Source organism: Spirochaeta thermophila DSM 6578 (assembly GCF_000184345.1).
In the GTDB taxonomy this organism is placed as follows: Bacteria; Spirochaetota; Spirochaetia; order Winmispirales; family Winmispiraceae; genus Winmispira; species Winmispira thermophila.
Genome location: NC_017583.1, coordinates 125,601 through 140,414, shown reverse-complemented (window position 1 = coordinate 140,414; position 14,814 = coordinate 125,601). Strand labels below are relative to the sequence as shown.

Genomic DNA, 14,814 nt, shown 5'->3' with positions numbered 1-14,814 from the left:
TGCACGTATCGGCCCGAAAAGCTTACTCGAAACCCCTCACATAGGGAAGGCCCGCCGCCACCTTCCGGGTCTTCTCGAGGTTGCTCAGGAGCAGGGCCGTGGAATCCCAATACCCCTTCAGGAAGGCTTCCCTCCTTCCTTCGGGCATGGAAACGGGGTAGGAAAAATCCTCCCCCCGCACCACCATCTCCTCGAGGTCGATCTCCACCCGGGCCTCGGGGCGTGCCTCGGCGAGGGTCTGGAGGGCCTCCACCACCTCCTGCGAGGCCACGACCGGTGGAACCCCTATCATGGTGCAGTTGCCCGCGAAGATCTCCCCGTACGACTCGGCCACGATCGCCCGGATCCCCCAGCGCATCACCGCCTGGGCAGCGTGTTCTCTGCTCGACCCGCATCCGAAGTTGGCGTTCGCCACGAGGATGCTCGCCCCTTTGTAGCGGTTGAACGGATGGTCCGTGGGCGTGCCGTCCTCTCCGAAACGCTCGTCGTAGAAGGCGTACTCACCCATCCTCTCGAAGGTGATCTCCTTGAGATACCGGGCCGGGATGATCCTGTCGGTATCGATATCGTTTCCACGAACCGGCACCATGGTACCCGCTATGCGGATGATGTTCGTCATAAGGCGCTCCTATCCTACCTCTCGTATATCCACTACTTCCCCTGCGATGGCCGCAGCAGCCACCATCTGCGGGGACATGAGCAGGGTACGCCCCTTGGGACTCCCCTGACGACCGATGAAGTTCCTGTTGCTCGAGCTCGCGCTGATCTGGTCGCCCTCGAGCCTGTCGAGGTTCATCCCCAGACAGATCGAGCATCCGGCCCCGCGCCACTCGAATCCGGCATCCATGAAGATCTCGTGAAGCCCCTCCTCCTCGGCCTGCCGCTTCACCTGCATCGATCCCGGCACCACGAAGGCCCGCACATGAGGCGCCACCTTCTTGCCCCTCACCACCTCCGCCGCGGCCCTGAGGTCGGAGATCCGGCCGTTCGTACAGCTCCCCACGAAGGCCACGTCGATCCTGGTGCCGAGGATCCGCATGCCCGGCCTGAACCCCATATGGCGGTACGCCAACTCGGCGATCTCCCGCTCGCTCTCGGGCAGGGCCGCAGGATCCGGGAGCACCCCGTCCACGGGCACACTCTGTCCCGGCGTGATCCCCCACGTCACCATGGGCGCGATCTCGGCAGCATCGAAGACCACCACGTCATCGTAGACCGCATCCGGATCAGAGGCCACACTCCTCCAGTACGAGACGGCCCTGTCCCATGCCTCTCCCCTGGGGGCGAACTCCCTGCCTTTGAGATAGGCAAAGGTCTTCTCATCGGGGTTCACGTATCCGATCCTCGCCCCACCCTCTATCGACATGTTGCACACCGTCATCCGACCATCCATCTCCATGTTCTCGAAGACATCCCCTGCATACTCATAGGCGTACCCTATACCCCCCTTCACACCGAGCCGGTTGATGATGAAGAGGATCACGTCCTTCGGGGTCACCCCCGGACCGAGTCGCCCGTTCACCTCTATCTTCCTCACCTTGAGCGGCTCCATGGCGAGGGTACCCGTGGCGAGCACATCACGGATCTGACTCGTACCGATACCGAATCCGAGCGACCCGAAGGCCCCATGCGTCGAGGTATGCGAATCGCCGCACGCGATGGTCATGCCGGGCTGGGTGAGACCGAGCTCCGGCCCTATCACATGGACGATCCCCTGCCGTCCGCTCTCCAGGTTGAAGAACCTGATGCCGAACTCACGCACGTTCTTCTCGAGCTCCTGCATCATGCGTTCCGCCTGTGGATCCACGAAGGGCCGTCCCTGGTCGTGGGTGGGGACGATGTGATCCACCGTGGCGAAGGTGCGCTCAGGGAACGCCACCTTGAGCCCCTTCTCCCTCAGGGCCGCGAACGCCTGGGGGCTCGTCACCTCGTGGATGAGGTGGAGCCCGATGAAGAGCTGGTACTGCCCCGTGGGCAGTCGATCCACCACGTGTGCCTCCCACACCTTTTGAAAGAGGGTCTTCCCGGCCATGGTCACTCCTTCCTTTTTATGACTAAACATATCAAAAATAGTGAGCCTCGGCTATCATCCCCCGCCCTCTGAGGAGACGAGCGTCACCATCCGTTCGGCGATCCGATCCAGAGGGAGGACCTCCTTCGCTGCCCCCATCTCCACCGCAACCCTCGGCATCCCCCACACGATCGAAGAGGCCTCGTCCTGTGCGATGGTGTGTCCTCCCGACTCCTTTATCCTCAGGAGTCCCTCCGCTCCGTCCTTGCCCATCCCGGTGAGAAGCACACCAAGGGTGTTCTTCCCGGCCACTTCCGCCGCAGACTCGAAGAGCACATCGACCGAGGGACGCTGGAAGTTCACCTTCTCGTCACGGGTGAGACGCACGTAGAGGAATTCCCCCCGTCTCTCCAGGACGAGGTGGTACCCACCCGGTGCGATGTACACCGTTCCCTTCTCGAGACGTTCCCCATCCTCGGCCTCCTTCACCCGCAGCGTGCAGAGCTCGTCCAGACGCCGCGCGAACTGGGCGGTGAACACCGGCGGCATGTGCTGCACCACCACCACAGGCGGCATCCCCCTCGGGAGCCGGGAGAGCACCTCCTCCAACGCCACCGTGCCGCCGGTGGAAGCACCCACCACTACGAGCTTCTCGGTGGTCTCCACCACCGAGAGATGGTGGGAAGGAGGACCTGATCTCGCCCCCTTCTCCTTGAGGAGGCACCACTTGCCGATGAACTGATCCCTGTACCTGTAGGCCGCACGGATCTTCTCCAGGATCTGCTCACCCACCTCCCCCACGCTCGTGCTATCCCCCGGCTTGTTCACCACGTCGAAGGCCCCCAGTTCCAGAGCCCTCACCACCGCCGTCGAGTCCTTCGTGGTCACCGAGCTCACCACGACCACCGGGAGGGGGCGGTAGTGCATGAGCCGCTCGAGGAACGAGAGCCCGTCCATACGAGGCATCTCGATGTCCAGGGTGAGGACATCGGGGTTCGTCCTGAGGATCTTGTCCCTCGCGATGAAGGGATCCGGGGCGGTCCCCGCGAGCTCCATGTCAGGAGCCCCCCCGATGAGCCGTGAGAGGACCTCCCTCACGATCGCCGAGTCGTCCACCACCAGCACACGGATCTTCTCGCTCATGAATCACGCCTCCGGGTCGTAGAGATCATCCACGGTCACGCCCTTTATCTGTTCGACGACCAGCTTGTTGGTGTGAGGTTCGAAGAGAACCCTCCTCCCGTAGTCCCCGCCGGTGTTCATCTGGAGCACATAGACCCCATATTCCTTGAGCAATCTGAGTGCGACCTCCACGTTCCTGTCACCCACGAAGAAGATCTCCCGCTCGTCGAAGACCACGAACGCCCCACCTATCACCGAGGCCAGCAGATCCTCCTTCCGGGATCCCGCCTTCCCCAGGAACTTCGAGAGCAAGACCCGTATGGCCACGTCACCGTACTTGGTGCTCCGCTGTTCGTCCGTGGGGGCCACCGGAAGGAGGTAGTGGCACATCCCCCCTATACGCTGCACCTTGTCGTGTATGCACACCGCCACACATGACCCCAGCACGGTCTTTACGAGCATGTGGCGTCGGGAGAAGATAAGCTCTCCGGGATGCAGGAAGTACTCGTGCATATCACCCTCTCTTGCTGTAGATGGAAGCCTTGAGGTGAAGAAACCGGTGACGCACCCCCACGAGGCTCTCCGAGAGCCCCAGGATGAGATACCCTTCCGGCTTCACCACGTCGTAGACCTTCGAGAGGATCCGCTCCTTCTCGGGAAGGTCGAAATAGATGAGCACATTCCGGAGGAACACCACATCGAACATGCGTCTGAACGGATAGGGTTCCATGAGGTTGAGGCGCCTGAACGTCACCAGCCTCTTCACCTCATCCTTCACCTCGAGGATACCCTCCCCCTCGTCGAACCTGCAATAACGCGCGAGAAGATGATCATACGGCGAGGTCTGCACCTTCCTGATCGGATACACACCCGCGTGCGCCACGTACAAGACCTCGGGCGAGATGTCCGTACCCAGGATCTTGAGATCCCTCGCATCCACATCGGGGAGGGCATCCCTCACCACCATGGCGATACTGTACGTCTCCTCTCCGGTGGCGCATCCCGCGCTCCATATCCTCACATAGGGTTCCTCCCTGCCTCTTCCCTGGAGATACTCCCGTACCACCGAGAAGTGCAGGGACTCACGGAAGAAGTATGTGTAGTTCGTGGTGAGGAGGTGGACGAAGAGTCCCCTGAGCTCCCCCGTGTGGTCCTCACGGAGCGCCTCGTAGAGCTCCTCGAACGAGGAGAACCTCCGATCGGGCCCCACGAGCCGCATGAGGCGGTATTCGAGGAGGTATCGCTTGTACTCCTTGAGCCGTATCCCGGTGATCTCGTAGAAGAGCCCGGAGAGCCGGGTGAACATCGCGGGAGAGAGGGTGGACATCATCTTCCCCTAGAAGATGATGATGGAGTCGTCCGTGGGCGAGACATCCTCTTCCCATTCCTCTCCCAGGAACTTCCTGTAGAAATCCTTGAGGAGGAGACGTTCCCGCTTGGTCGTGATCCTCGATTTGAGTCGCTCGAGGATGGCCCTCACCACCTCCTTGTTCTCCCTGTAACTCTCCTCCCGGGAGACGAAGTCCTCGAGATTCTTCTGGAGCCCCTGCATGAGCTCCTCGACAAAGGCATCCCGGTGGAGCAACTCCTCCTGGACGATCACCAGTTGCTGGGCGATCTCGAAGAACCGCATGAGGAGCCGGTTCGCCTCGCGTCCGTACTCCTCGATATTGCCGATACGCTTGAGCTGCATCTCGAACGAATCCGAGATCCTGCGGACACTCTCGTCGTATCGATCGAGCTCCTGGGTGAGGGAACTCGATTCCCCCATGATCCGTTCGAGTTCCTCGAGTTTCTCGATCTGGATCCTCCTCTCCTTCTCCACGGTCTGGGTGGTGAGGCTCACCCTCCCTGTGATCTCCTTCGCGAAGAGGGAGACCTTCTCGGAGAGGGTCCTGAGTTCCCTGGCGATGAGGGTGAAGCTCCTGTCACCCGCCTTGCTCGCCTCGATGCTCAGTTTGAACGAGACCATCTTCACATTCTCCGCGATCTCTGCAATCTCCTTCACCACGGAGGGGATACCCTTGAGTTCATCGAAGTACCGCTCCATGCTGAGAGAGAACTCGTGCTTCACCTTCTCCATCACTTCGAAGAATTCCTCGAGCCGCCTCCGCTGGAAGAGCAGGAACTCCCTCGCCTCCTCCTGTTGCCGTTTCATCTCGGGGATGTCCCCGGCGAGGACCTTGAGGGTCTTCTCCAGCATCTCCCGCATCGGCGCGATCTCCTGGAAGCTCTGGGAGACCTCCTTCACGATGAGCTGATCCGACAGCTCGTCCCACCGTTTTATGAGGTCGTGGACGATGGAGACCTCCACCAGCCCGCGGGACATGCTCCTGGAGAGCTCGAGCTTCTCTGCGATCACCTCCTTCATCTTCTTTACGACTGTCCCCAGGATCACCAGAGAGGCGAGGATGTACCGTCGGCTGATCACTTCGAATCCCGCCACGCCACGGAGGAGCTTCTTGAGATCGACGCCTTTGAGGCCGTCGATCCTCTTCCGTTCCTCCTCTATGAGTTTCGCGAACTCGGTCTCCGAGGAGAACACCCTATCCAACATGGACCGGGACTCCTCGACCTCGGCAGGCAGAGGAGAGAGGTACTCCTCTTGAAGGGAGAGCATGTCCCTGTAGATGTCGCCGATCGCGAGGAGAAGCTGGAGGGAGACGCCCCGATAGGCATCGATGGTGTGCTCTACCACCTGTTCCAACTCCACTATGTAGCGCCGCTCCCTCCTCAGGAAAACCACGAGGCCGAGGAGGACGAAAAGCACCACGAGGAGGAGAGGGAGGAACGTCCACCCCTCCATGTCGAACACCTGCATCATCACGAGGAGCAACAGAGAAGCGAGAAGCCCTACTTCAGCGAGGACGGTGAGTGCACGGATCGAGGCGAACCAGGAGCTCGTTCGTTTCATGCTCATCCTTTACGCTGTGAGGAAGAGGGTTCCGGTGAGACCTTATGGGTCTCCACCTTCTCCGAGATCTTCACCACTTCTTCGGTGCTCAGGATCTCCTCGAGGTTGAGGAGGAGGACGAGTCGGTCACCCAACTGCACCAGTCCGTAGAGGTAGTGCGACTTCATCTTGCCGCCCACGCTGGGCATCTTCTCCACCCGTGTATCGGGTACCTCCACCACGTCCTCCACCGCATCGACGGCGAGGCCGACCAGGTAGGGGCTGCGGGGACTCAAGACCTCCACCACGATGAAGACCGTTCGATCCGTATAGGGTCTCTCCTCGAAGCCGAACTTGAGCCTCAGATCTATGATCGGCACGATCCTTCCCCTGAGATTGACCACCCCCTTGAGGAAGCGGGAGGTGTCGTGCAACCTGGTGATGGGGATGTATCGTACCACCTCCTGGACCTTGGCGATGGGGATCCCGTAGTGTTCCTCCCCCAGGGAAAAGAGCAGATACTTGTTGAGAACCGGATCAGCCATAGGGCCTCCTCTTCAGATTACCCGAGGTACATCTTCACCACCTTGATGAACTTCTCGCCCTCGAAGGGCTTTATGATCCATCCGGTGGCACCGGACTCCCTGGCAGCCATGATCTTCTCTTTGTCGGTCTCCGTGGTGAGCATGATGATGGGCGTGGTCTTGTCCAGGGTCCTCACCTCCTTGAGGAGGGAGAGACCGTCCATCTCCGGCATGTTCACATCGAAGATGTAGAGCGCGATCTTGCCCAGGTGTTCCTTGATGATAGGCAGGGCATCCTTCCCGTTGGATGCCGTGAGTATCTGGGAATACCCATGCATCTGGAGTGTCTGACTCACGATCCTGAGGATGACCTCCGAGTCATCCACCACCATGATGTGTTTCATTCACACCTCCCTCAATACCGTCTTGGCCGCCGATCCGGCCTCCGCCTCTTCTATCAATCCCTGGATGTCGAGGACGAAACCTATACTCCCGTCCCCGAATATGGTACCACCGGAGAGATAGCGATAGCCGGAGAGCAATCCCCCCAGATTCTTGATCACCACCTCCTGCTTTCCCACGATCTCGTCCACCACCACGCAGTAGGAGGAACGCTCGTGGAGCACGAGGACCCCGAGGAAGGAATCCCCTTCTTCGTGCCTCTCCTCTCCCAGGATGCGATGGGAGAAGAGCACGGGGATGTGCCGCCCCCGATGGAACAGGAGGGTGGCGTTCTGATCCTCCTCCATACGGAGTCGGTCCCGGGGTATCACGGCGATCTCCTCCACCGCCCCGAAGGGGAAGATGTACCGGTTCTTCCCGATCACCGTGACGAGTCCGTCGATGATGGCCAGGGTGAGGGGAAGTCCGATGATGAATCGGGTGAACTTCCCCTCTTCGCTCTCCACCTCGACCCTGCCGTGGATGGACTCGAGATTCTTCTTCACCACGTCCATCCCCACCCCCCTGCCCGAGGTGGTGTCCACCCGCTCCTTGGTGGAGAACCCCGGAAGGAAGAGGAGGTCGTAGACCTCCTTCTCGCTCATCCGCCCCGCATCCTCCTTGCGGACGAGGCCGAGGAGCAGGGCCTTCTCCACCACCTTCTTGCGGTCGATACCCCGTCCGTCGTCCTCCACCACGATCTGGATGCCGCTCCCCCGGTGTTCCGCCCGCAGGGAGATCTTGCCGACCCTGAGCTTCCCCGCCTTCTCCCGTTCCTCGGGGGATTCGATACCGTGATCCACGGCGTTCCGCACGAGGTGGAGCAGGGGGTCGTAGAGCACCTCCAGCATGTTCCTGTCGAGTTCCGTCTCCTCTCCCTCGGTGTCCACGATGATCGCCTTGCCGAGCTCCTCCGCGGTATGCCGTATGGCCACCCTGAGCCGGTTGAAGAGATCGCCCATGGGGAGCATGCCGAGTGAGAGGACCAGGTTCTTGATGGTCGAGGTGGTCGTCTCCAGGCTCGTGAGCGTCCTGTCGAGCCGCTCCCTGTCCTCCTCCGCCAGGAGGTGTTGCTGGAGCATCGACTGATGGATCACCAGCTCCCCCACCAGATCGATGAGCATGTTGAGCTTCTCGTTGGAGACCTTCACGTATCCCAGCCGTCTCGCCTTGGCCCGCTGATCCTGCTGTTTCTTGAGGGCCCCCACCACGTCCTCCGGCATCACGAGCCGCTCCTCAACAGCGAGTTTCCCCAGGGGCATCCGTTCTCCCCCTTCCTTCTCCTGACGCTCGAGGAGCACGTGGAGGTCTTCGGGCTTCAGCTTGCCCTCCTCCTGGAGGATCTCGCCGATCTTCTTCACCGTATATTCCGTGAGTATACGCTCCATGAGGTGGAGGTAGGTGAAGATATCCACCTGGAGGAATGCCTGGGTCATCTTCTCCCGTTCGAATCCGGAGGTCTCCATGATGTCGAGCAAGACCCTGATGAGTTCTATCCCGTAGAACACCACATCGATGAGATCCCGAGAGAGAAAGATCTTGTCATCGCGTACGAGGACGAAGAGGTCCTCTATCCTGTGACTGACCTCCTCTATGTTCCTGAGGCCGAGGAACGCGGAAGACCCCTTGATCGTATGGAAGTTCCGGAAAATGTCGTTGACGAGTTCCTTGTTCGTGGGATCGTACTCGAGATCGAGGAGCGTGTACTGGGCCTCGTTGAGGTGGTCGGACGCCTCGTGGAAGAACTGCGAGAGAAGCCGGCCGTCGTCCACGAGGGCGTCGAAGTAATCGGAGGGATAACGGGGACGCCCCTTCTCCTCCCGTGGGGCAGAGGAGGAGAGCATCTCCTTGAGTCGAGGGATGAAGGATCTGAGGTGGGCCGCGAAGGTCTTCGCCTCGATCTTCCTCGTGAAGAAGAGGATGAGATCACTCACCACCCCCGAGAGGAGCTCCACGAAGCCAGCCTCCAACCCCGGATCCGAGGCGAGCCGGTCCGAGATCTGGAGAAAGGTAACGAGCACGCCTTCGAGTTTCTTGAGCGAAGGGGTCCTCTCGAACTCCCTCCGGACCTCACCGAGGAGCTCCCGGATCTCGGCGAGTGCGATCACATCCCCTGGAACATACGAGGAGAGACGCCGTTCCAACGTCTTCAGGTTCTTGAGAAGAGCCTTCACTCTCACCCCCTGGCCGTTCGACACTATACAGTATGGTAGCCTCCCTCGTGAAATTCAAGGAAACAGGGGGGAATGTCCGCACTTTTTCGCCGAGCCCCTCAAGGGATCACGGGATCTCCATCACCCCGAGGGCGTAGAGGAGGACGAGAAGATCGAGTTCGAGCTGCCCTGGATCGTCGGTCTCCCGGGCCTTCTTGAGGAGCCACCACCACACGCCGAGGCGCTGATCCAGCCGGCAGGCCTTTTCGAACACCGTGCCCTCTCCTATGTTCCTCGCCTCTGCACACAGGAGGACGAGCCTCTTGCCCACCTCTCCGAGCGTTTCCCTGCACTCCTCCTTCCTCCCCTCGAGGAAGAGGTCGACCGCTTCCGTGATTCCCTTCCGGATCGTCTCCACCTCCTTCGAAGGAAGGCCCATCCTGAAGAGGAGTCTGCTGCATTGGGCAGGGAGCGACCGGAGCATTCTCTCCCGCACCTCTTCCTGTTCACCCCCGGTCACCAGTCGGTAGAACTCCCCCGGTCTCCCGAGGAGGTTCGCGAGGGCGATGGCGAGCTGTGTCTTGAGTACGCGATTCGGAGAACGGTGCATGAGAGGAATGATCTCCCATGCCGCCTCCAGCACACCCAGTTTCGCCGCGGCCGTGGCCCCCGAGACCTTAAGATGCTCGGGCGACTCCTCGTCCTTGAGGGTGGAGAGGAGCACGCCTGCGGCCTCCTCGCCCCCAATCTCTCCCAGGGCATAGGTACAGGCGAGCTGGAGCTCCGGGGAAGAAGAAGTGAGCCCCTCGATGAGCGCCGGGATGGCCCGCGGGTCACCGATCGCCCCCAGAGCCCGGGCCGCCTCCACCCTGAGGGAAGAGGAGTCGTCACGGAGGTGGGAGACGAGCAGGTCCACGGCCGAGGAGGCCCGCAGTCGGGCGAGCGCCTGTATCGCCTCACGCCGCACCTCCTCGTCGGGGTCGTTGAGCCGCGCCTTCACTTCCTCCAGGAGGAGGCTGTCGCGTTCGTTCACCGCCCTTAGGGCCGAGACCACACGCTCGGAGGGGACGGATCCCCGGATGATCCCCATGTTCACGTAGGTCCGGACCACCCCCGGGTTGGCGAGTCGGGCGAGGACATACCGGGCCGTCTTGCCCTTCCCTTCTTCGATACCCACGAGCACCATGAGGGCCACGGCGCACAGGAACAACGAGAGCGAGAGCACCACCTGGAACCCGTCCACCGGTCCCACTCCCCGGATGGTGAAGGAGGCTGCATCCACGGCATCGCTTATCACACCGCCCAGCGCCGATCCTCCCGCCGATGCCACACCCCACACGAGCCAGAACCAGGCCACGTAGGAGACCCTTCCCCGCTCAGGGGCGAGGGAGAGCATCATCTGTTGCATACCGTCCCAGAGCGGGGGACCGAAGATGCCGGTGACGATGGAAGCGAGGGGGATGATGACCTGGTAGTTCGTCGGCGAGAGGAACAGGAACCCCACCCACGAGAGACGTCCCAGGACGCCGAGCACCACCGCCGGTTTCCTCCCGAACCGGTCCATGGAGAGCCCCCAGAGGGGTGCGGTGAGCACCCAGGTGATCTGGAAGAGTATGAACTGGATCCCCAGCCAGAAGTTGGGGGCCCCCACGTGCCGCGGATCCACGATATAGGGGGACAGGAAGGGCATCGAAAGGTTCACGGCGAAGAGGATGGTCCCTATGACGAAGAGGAAGGGCCTGAAACGCTCGTCCTTGAGAGGTTCCCACAGCCCCTTGAAACCGACACCCTGCTCCCGCTCATGAGGTCTCGCCGGCATGGGCAGATGGAAGAGAATGTCCGCGAGCCCTCCTATCCCCCCGATGATGAACACCACACCCCAGAAGAGGAACACGCCCTCCTCGGGAACCAGATCGAGCGAAAGGCTCACCGCGAAGAACCAGATCATGTTCACCACATTGGAAAGGGCGGAACGTTTTCCGAAGAACTCCGCCCGGATCTCTTCGGGGAAGAGATCCGCCATCCAGGACCACCACCCTGAACCCGTGAGGTTGGTGAGGGCCCAGCTCATCCCCATGGTCACGACAATGATCCAGAACCCCGTCTCCTTGTCGCCCCCCGATGCCACGGAGAAGGCCACACCGGCGAGCACGAAACTGTGGAGCCGATGGATGAGATGCGTGACGAGCCACACCCATTTCGGCGTCTTCACCATGTTGAAGAGGGGCACCGCGAAGATCTGAAGCACCCCCATCATGGAGATGACCGCGATGAGGAGCCCCAGGCCGCTCGCCCCTGCTCCGAGATAATTCTTTATGAACACGTTGAAGAGCGACTGAGGGGAACACACCTGGAACCAGAAGACGAACGACACCCCGCTCAGGAGGGAATAGCGCATGGTCCGCTTGAGCTCTCTCTGGGAAAGCATACCTGCTCCTCAGTATAAGGATCTTCGCGTCCTGTGAAGGCGAGGCGCCCCTATCCCCGCTCCTTGAGATAGGTGGCGACGGTGTTGATCTCCAGGAAGTTCGAGCTGTTGCTCTGATGCGGCGGGGATCCTGCGAGGATCAACACCAGATCCTCGGGACGGACATCCCCTTCCGTGAGGAGAGAGGAGATGCTCTCCTTCACCAGCTCGTCGGTGCTGTCGGGAAGCTCTATCACCCGGGGATACACCCCATACGAGAGGGCCAACCTTCGGGCCACGCGGGGATCATGGCAGAAGACATACACCGGTGTCTTGCCCCTGAAAGAGGACACCAGCCTCGCGGTCCTCCCTGTGTAGGTATGCACGATGATGGCCGCGATGGGAAGCCGGTAGCTCGCCTTCATGGCCACCTGCGAGAGGAAGTAGCGCACAGGGTTGGTATAGCCTACGATGTCGTGCTCAGGGAGCTCGGGCCTCATCTTCTCGGCCGTGGAGGCCACTCGCACCATGGTCTTCACCGCCTCCACGGGGTACTTGCCGTACGCAGTCTCTCCGCTGAGCATGAGGGCGTCCGTACCGTCGAGCACCGCGGTGGCGATATCCGTCACCTCGGCCCTGGTCGGCCGGGGGTTCTCTATCATGGAGTGGAGAAGCTGGGTAGCGGTGATCACCGGCTTCGCCCGCTCCATGCACAGCCGTATGAGCCTCTTCTGGATCGCCGGGACCTCCTCGGCCGGTATCTCTATCCCCAGGTCTCCCCGCGCGATCATGAGCCCGTCACATGTGTCGAGGATACCCTCGGCGTGGTCCACCCCCTCCCGGTTCTCGATCTTGGCGATGATCCCCACCGTGCCGGCATCCCCTCCCGCCCTCTCCAGGGCCTCTCTCACCTCCTCCACATCCTCCCGGCTGCGCACGAAGGAGTGAGCGATGTAGTCCACCCCTTCTTCCACGGCGAAGCGTACGTATTCCCTGTCCTTGCCGGTGAGCGCCGGAAGCGAGAGGTGCACGCCCGGGACGTTGATGCTCTTCCTGTCCTTGACCATCCCTTCGTTCTCCACCCTGCATACCAGCCGCCCTGCCTTCCGCTCCTCCACCAGGAGGCCGATCTCCCCGTCGTCGATGAGGAGCCTCGCCCCTTCCGGCACATCCTCGACGAACCGCTCGTACGAGGTGGAGAACCAGGGGGCATCCTCAATAGGTTCACCCCCCACCCATACCACATCTCCCTCCTGCACCTCGAGCGGGGCCCCACCGAGCCGTGTCCTCACCTCGGGGCCCTTGGTATCGAGCACGATCGCCACATGGGATGAGACCTTGCGGATCGCATCCACCACCCGTTTGCTCGTCTCGGGTGTCTGGTGCGCGGTGTTGAGCCTGAACGCGTCCACCCCTTCCTCGATGAGGGCCTTGATGAAGGAGAAGTCGCACCGACTGTCGGAGATCGTCGCTATGATTTTGGTATTCTTTCTCATGGCCGGCTCCCCGTCAGTATGATCCCAGGTGTTGTAGCACAATTCCGGTGAAAAGAAAATATCGTTTTCTCGTCATCTTCTATTGAAATCTCCCGACTCATGTAAAACAATAGATTATGGTGGTCCGTGTATGAGCACTTCCCGCAGACCAGGAGGAGGCGTCCCATGCTCAAGAACCTGAGGCTGTCCTACAAGATCATCCTCATCGCCCTCATCATCATCGTGCTCTACTCGCTCTTTGTGCTGCTCTACGTCTATCCGGAGGTGAGGAAGGACCTCTACGCGGAGAAATACCTCAAAACCCGACACGTGGTCGAAGTGGCCTACAGCGTCTTCGAGTTCTACGCGCAGAAGGTGGAGGAAGGCTCCCTCTCCCTCGAAGAAGCCCAGACCCTCGCAAAGGAAGAGATAAAGGTATTCCGTTATGGGGATAACGACTATTTTTTCATTCAGGATACGCAGAACCACATGCTCATGCACCCGTTCAATGCCGAACTGATAGGAAAGGATCTCTCCAAACAGGAAGATCCCGTGACAGGAGACTATTTCAATCAAAGGATGCTGAAAATAGCCTTGGAAGAGGGTGAGGGTTTCGTGGACTACCACTGGCCCAAACCGGGGACCGAAGAACCCATAGCCAAGATCTCGTATGTGAAGCTGTTCAAGCCGTGGAACTGGATCATAGGGAGCGGGATCTACCTCGACGACGTGGAGGCCGAGACCGGGGCCCTCTTCAACCTCATCCTCGTCTCCATCACCGTCATCGTGGCCATCGCCCTCGGTCTCGCCATCCTCATGGCGCGGAGCATCTCCCTCCCCATCACCAACGTGAGCAGCAACCTCCTCGCCTCCTCCAACCAGCTCGAATCGGCCGCCACCCAGGTCTCCTCCTCCAGCCAGGAACTCTCCAGCGGCGCGAGCGAGCTCGCAAGCTCGGTCGAGGAAATCACCAGCAACATGGAAGAACTCCAGTCCATCATCGAGTCCAACACCAAGACCGTCACCGAGGCCGAACTCCTCATGAAGGAGACCAACGAGAGCGCCGGCCTCTCCACCCGGCAGACCGAGGAACTCCAGAACGCCATGACCCTCATAAGCGAGAACGCCAGGAAGATCGTCAAGATCAACAAGGTCATCGACGACATCGCCTTCCAGACGAGCATCCTCGCCCTCAACGCCGCCGTGGAGGCCGCCAGGGCCGGTGAGGCCGGCAGGGGTTTCGCCGTCGTCGCCGAGCAGGTCAAGTCCCTCGCCCAGAAGAGCGCCGAGGCGGCAAAGGAGACCACCGAGCTCATCGAGACCGTGGTCGACAGCATCGACTCAGGCCAGGAGAAACTCTCCACCGTCAAGGAAAGCGCCCTCAAGGTGAGCACCCTCGCCGGCAAGGTCAACGTCCTCCTCGACGAGATCACCACCGCCTTCAAGGAACAGTCCAGGGGTGTCTCCCAGGTCACCAAGGCCATCTCCCAGGTCAACACCGTGGTACAGGGGACGGCCGCCTCCTCCGAGGAGACGGCCAGCGCCGGTGAGGAACTCCTCTCCCAGGTGGAACAGCTCCGCGAGGTCGTGGTCGTCCTCAACCGCATCGTGAACGGCGCCCGCGCCGCCGCCCACGCGGACGGCGAACACCACACGGAAAAGGACCGTCCCCCCGCCAAGACACCGCCCCGGACCACACCCCCACCAAGGGAACCCCACAACCACAAGGACGTCGAGATCATACGCCCCGAGGAGACCCTCCCCCTCGAAGACTTCAAGGACTTCTGA

General features: G+C 61.0%; 12 protein-coding genes. 1 reads left to right on the top strand and 11 read right to left on the bottom strand.

Going from position 1 to position 14,814, the window contains the following annotated elements; translation table 11 throughout:
• Positions 1–22 precede the first annotated feature (22 nt).
• The 11 genes from leuD to pyk all read right to left on the bottom strand — a co-directional run bounded on the left by leuD (position 23) and on the right by pyk (position 13,047).
• Positions 23–619, bottom strand: a complete 597-nt coding sequence (leuD, locus tag SPITH_RS00555) for a 3-isopropylmalate dehydratase small subunit (RefSeq protein ID WP_014623805.1) — start codon at positions 617–619, stop codon at positions 23–25.
• A 9-nt stretch (positions 620–628) separates the two neighbouring features.
• Positions 629–2,032: a 3-isopropylmalate dehydratase large subunit gene (gene leuC / locus SPITH_RS00550; protein ID WP_014623804.1), complete on the bottom strand. Its 1,404-nt coding sequence runs from the start codon at positions 2,030–2,032 to the stop codon at positions 629–631.
• A 54-nt stretch (positions 2,033–2,086) separates the two neighbouring features.
• A complete protein-coding gene (locus SPITH_RS00545; protein WP_014623803.1) occupies positions 2,087–3,154 on the bottom strand; it encodes a protein-glutamate methylesterase/protein-glutamine glutaminase in 1,068 nt (355 codons plus the stop codon).
• Between the two features lie 3 nt (positions 3,155–3,157).
• Positions 3,158–3,646, bottom strand: coding sequence for a chemotaxis protein CheD (locus SPITH_RS00540; RefSeq protein WP_014623802.1), 489 nt, complete (start codon positions 3,644–3,646; stop codon positions 3,158–3,160).
• A 1-nt stretch (position 3,647) separates the two neighbouring features.
• Positions 3,648–4,463, bottom strand: a complete 816-nt coding sequence (locus SPITH_RS00535; protein WP_014623801.1) for a CheR family methyltransferase — start codon at positions 4,461–4,463, stop codon at positions 3,648–3,650.
• Between the two features lie 6 nt (positions 4,464–4,469).
• Positions 4,470–6,047, bottom strand: a complete 1,578-nt coding sequence (locus SPITH_RS00530) for a methyl-accepting chemotaxis protein (RefSeq protein ID WP_014623800.1) — start codon at positions 6,045–6,047, stop codon at positions 4,470–4,472.
• A gap of 2 nt (positions 6,048–6,049) precedes the next feature.
• Positions 6,050–6,571 (bottom strand): chemotaxis protein CheW, encoded by a 522-nt coding sequence (locus SPITH_RS00525; RefSeq protein ID WP_014623799.1) that lies wholly within the window; start codon positions 6,569–6,571, stop codon positions 6,050–6,052.
• A 17-nt stretch (positions 6,572–6,588) separates the two neighbouring features.
• Positions 6,589–6,954, bottom strand: a complete 366-nt coding sequence (locus SPITH_RS00520; RefSeq protein WP_014623798.1) for a response regulator — start codon at positions 6,952–6,954, stop codon at positions 6,589–6,591.
• Positions 6,955–9,189 (bottom strand): chemotaxis protein CheA, encoded by a 2,235-nt coding sequence (locus SPITH_RS00515; protein WP_245523412.1) that lies wholly within the window; start codon positions 9,187–9,189, stop codon positions 6,955–6,957. It abuts the gene before it with no gap.
• 82 nt (positions 9,190–9,271) lie between these two features.
• Positions 9,272–11,572 (bottom strand): MFS transporter, encoded by a 2,301-nt coding sequence (locus tag SPITH_RS00510; RefSeq protein ID WP_014623796.1) that lies wholly within the window; start codon positions 11,570–11,572, stop codon positions 9,272–9,274.
• 50 nt (positions 11,573–11,622) lie between these two features.
• Positions 11,623–13,047 carry a pyruvate kinase gene (pyk, locus tag SPITH_RS00505; RefSeq protein ID WP_014623795.1) on the bottom strand — a complete coding sequence of 475 codons (1,425 nt, stop codon included), beginning with the start codon at positions 13,045–13,047 and terminating at the stop codon, positions 11,623–11,625.
• A 165-nt stretch (positions 13,048–13,212) separates the two neighbouring features.
• Between pyk and SPITH_RS00500 the strand changes: the two genes are divergently transcribed.
• Complete coding sequence (locus SPITH_RS00500) at positions 13,213–14,814, top strand: methyl-accepting chemotaxis protein (RefSeq protein WP_014623794.1); 1,602 nt, start codon at positions 13,213–13,215, stop codon at positions 14,812–14,814.

What these genes read in the sequence shown, in the direction of transcription:
- leuD (WP_014623805.1), bottom strand. Translation starts at nt 619, where the DNA reads ATGACGAACATCATCCGCATAGCGGGTACCATGGTGCCGGTTCGTGGA.
- leuC (WP_014623804.1), bottom strand. Translation starts at nt 2,032, where the DNA reads ATGGCCGGGAAGACCCTCTTTCAAAAGGTGTGGGAGGCACACGTGGTG.
- SPITH_RS00545 (WP_014623803.1), bottom strand. Translation starts at nt 3,154, where the DNA reads ATGAGCGAGAAGATCCGTGTGCTGGTGGTGGACGACTCGGCGATCGTG.
- SPITH_RS00540 (WP_014623802.1), bottom strand. Translation starts at nt 3,646, where the DNA reads ATGCACGAGTACTTCCTGCATCCCGGAGAGCTTATCTTCTCCCGACGC.
- SPITH_RS00535 (WP_014623801.1), bottom strand. Translation starts at nt 4,463, where the DNA reads ATGATGTCCACCCTCTCTCCCGCGATGTTCACCCGGCTCTCCGGGCTC.
- SPITH_RS00530 (WP_014623800.1), bottom strand. Translation starts at nt 6,047, where the DNA reads ATGAAACGAACGAGCTCCTGGTTCGCCTCGATCCGTGCACTCACCGTC.
- SPITH_RS00525 (WP_014623799.1), bottom strand. Translation starts at nt 6,571, where the DNA reads ATGGCTGATCCGGTTCTCAACAAGTATCTGCTCTTTTCCCTGGGGGAG.
- SPITH_RS00520 (WP_014623798.1), bottom strand. Translation starts at nt 6,954, where the DNA reads ATGAAACACATCATGGTGGTGGATGACTCGGAGGTCATCCTCAGGATC.
- SPITH_RS00510 (WP_014623796.1), bottom strand. Translation starts at nt 11,572, where the DNA reads ATGCTTTCCCAGAGAGAGCTCAAGCGGACCATGCGCTATTCCCTCCTG.
- pyk (WP_014623795.1), bottom strand. Translation starts at nt 13,047, where the DNA reads ATGAGAAAGAATACCAAAATCATAGCGACGATCTCCGACAGTCGGTGC.
- SPITH_RS00500 (WP_014623794.1), top strand. Translation starts at nt 13,213, where the DNA reads ATGCTCAAGAACCTGAGGCTGTCCTACAAGATCATCCTCATCGCCCTC.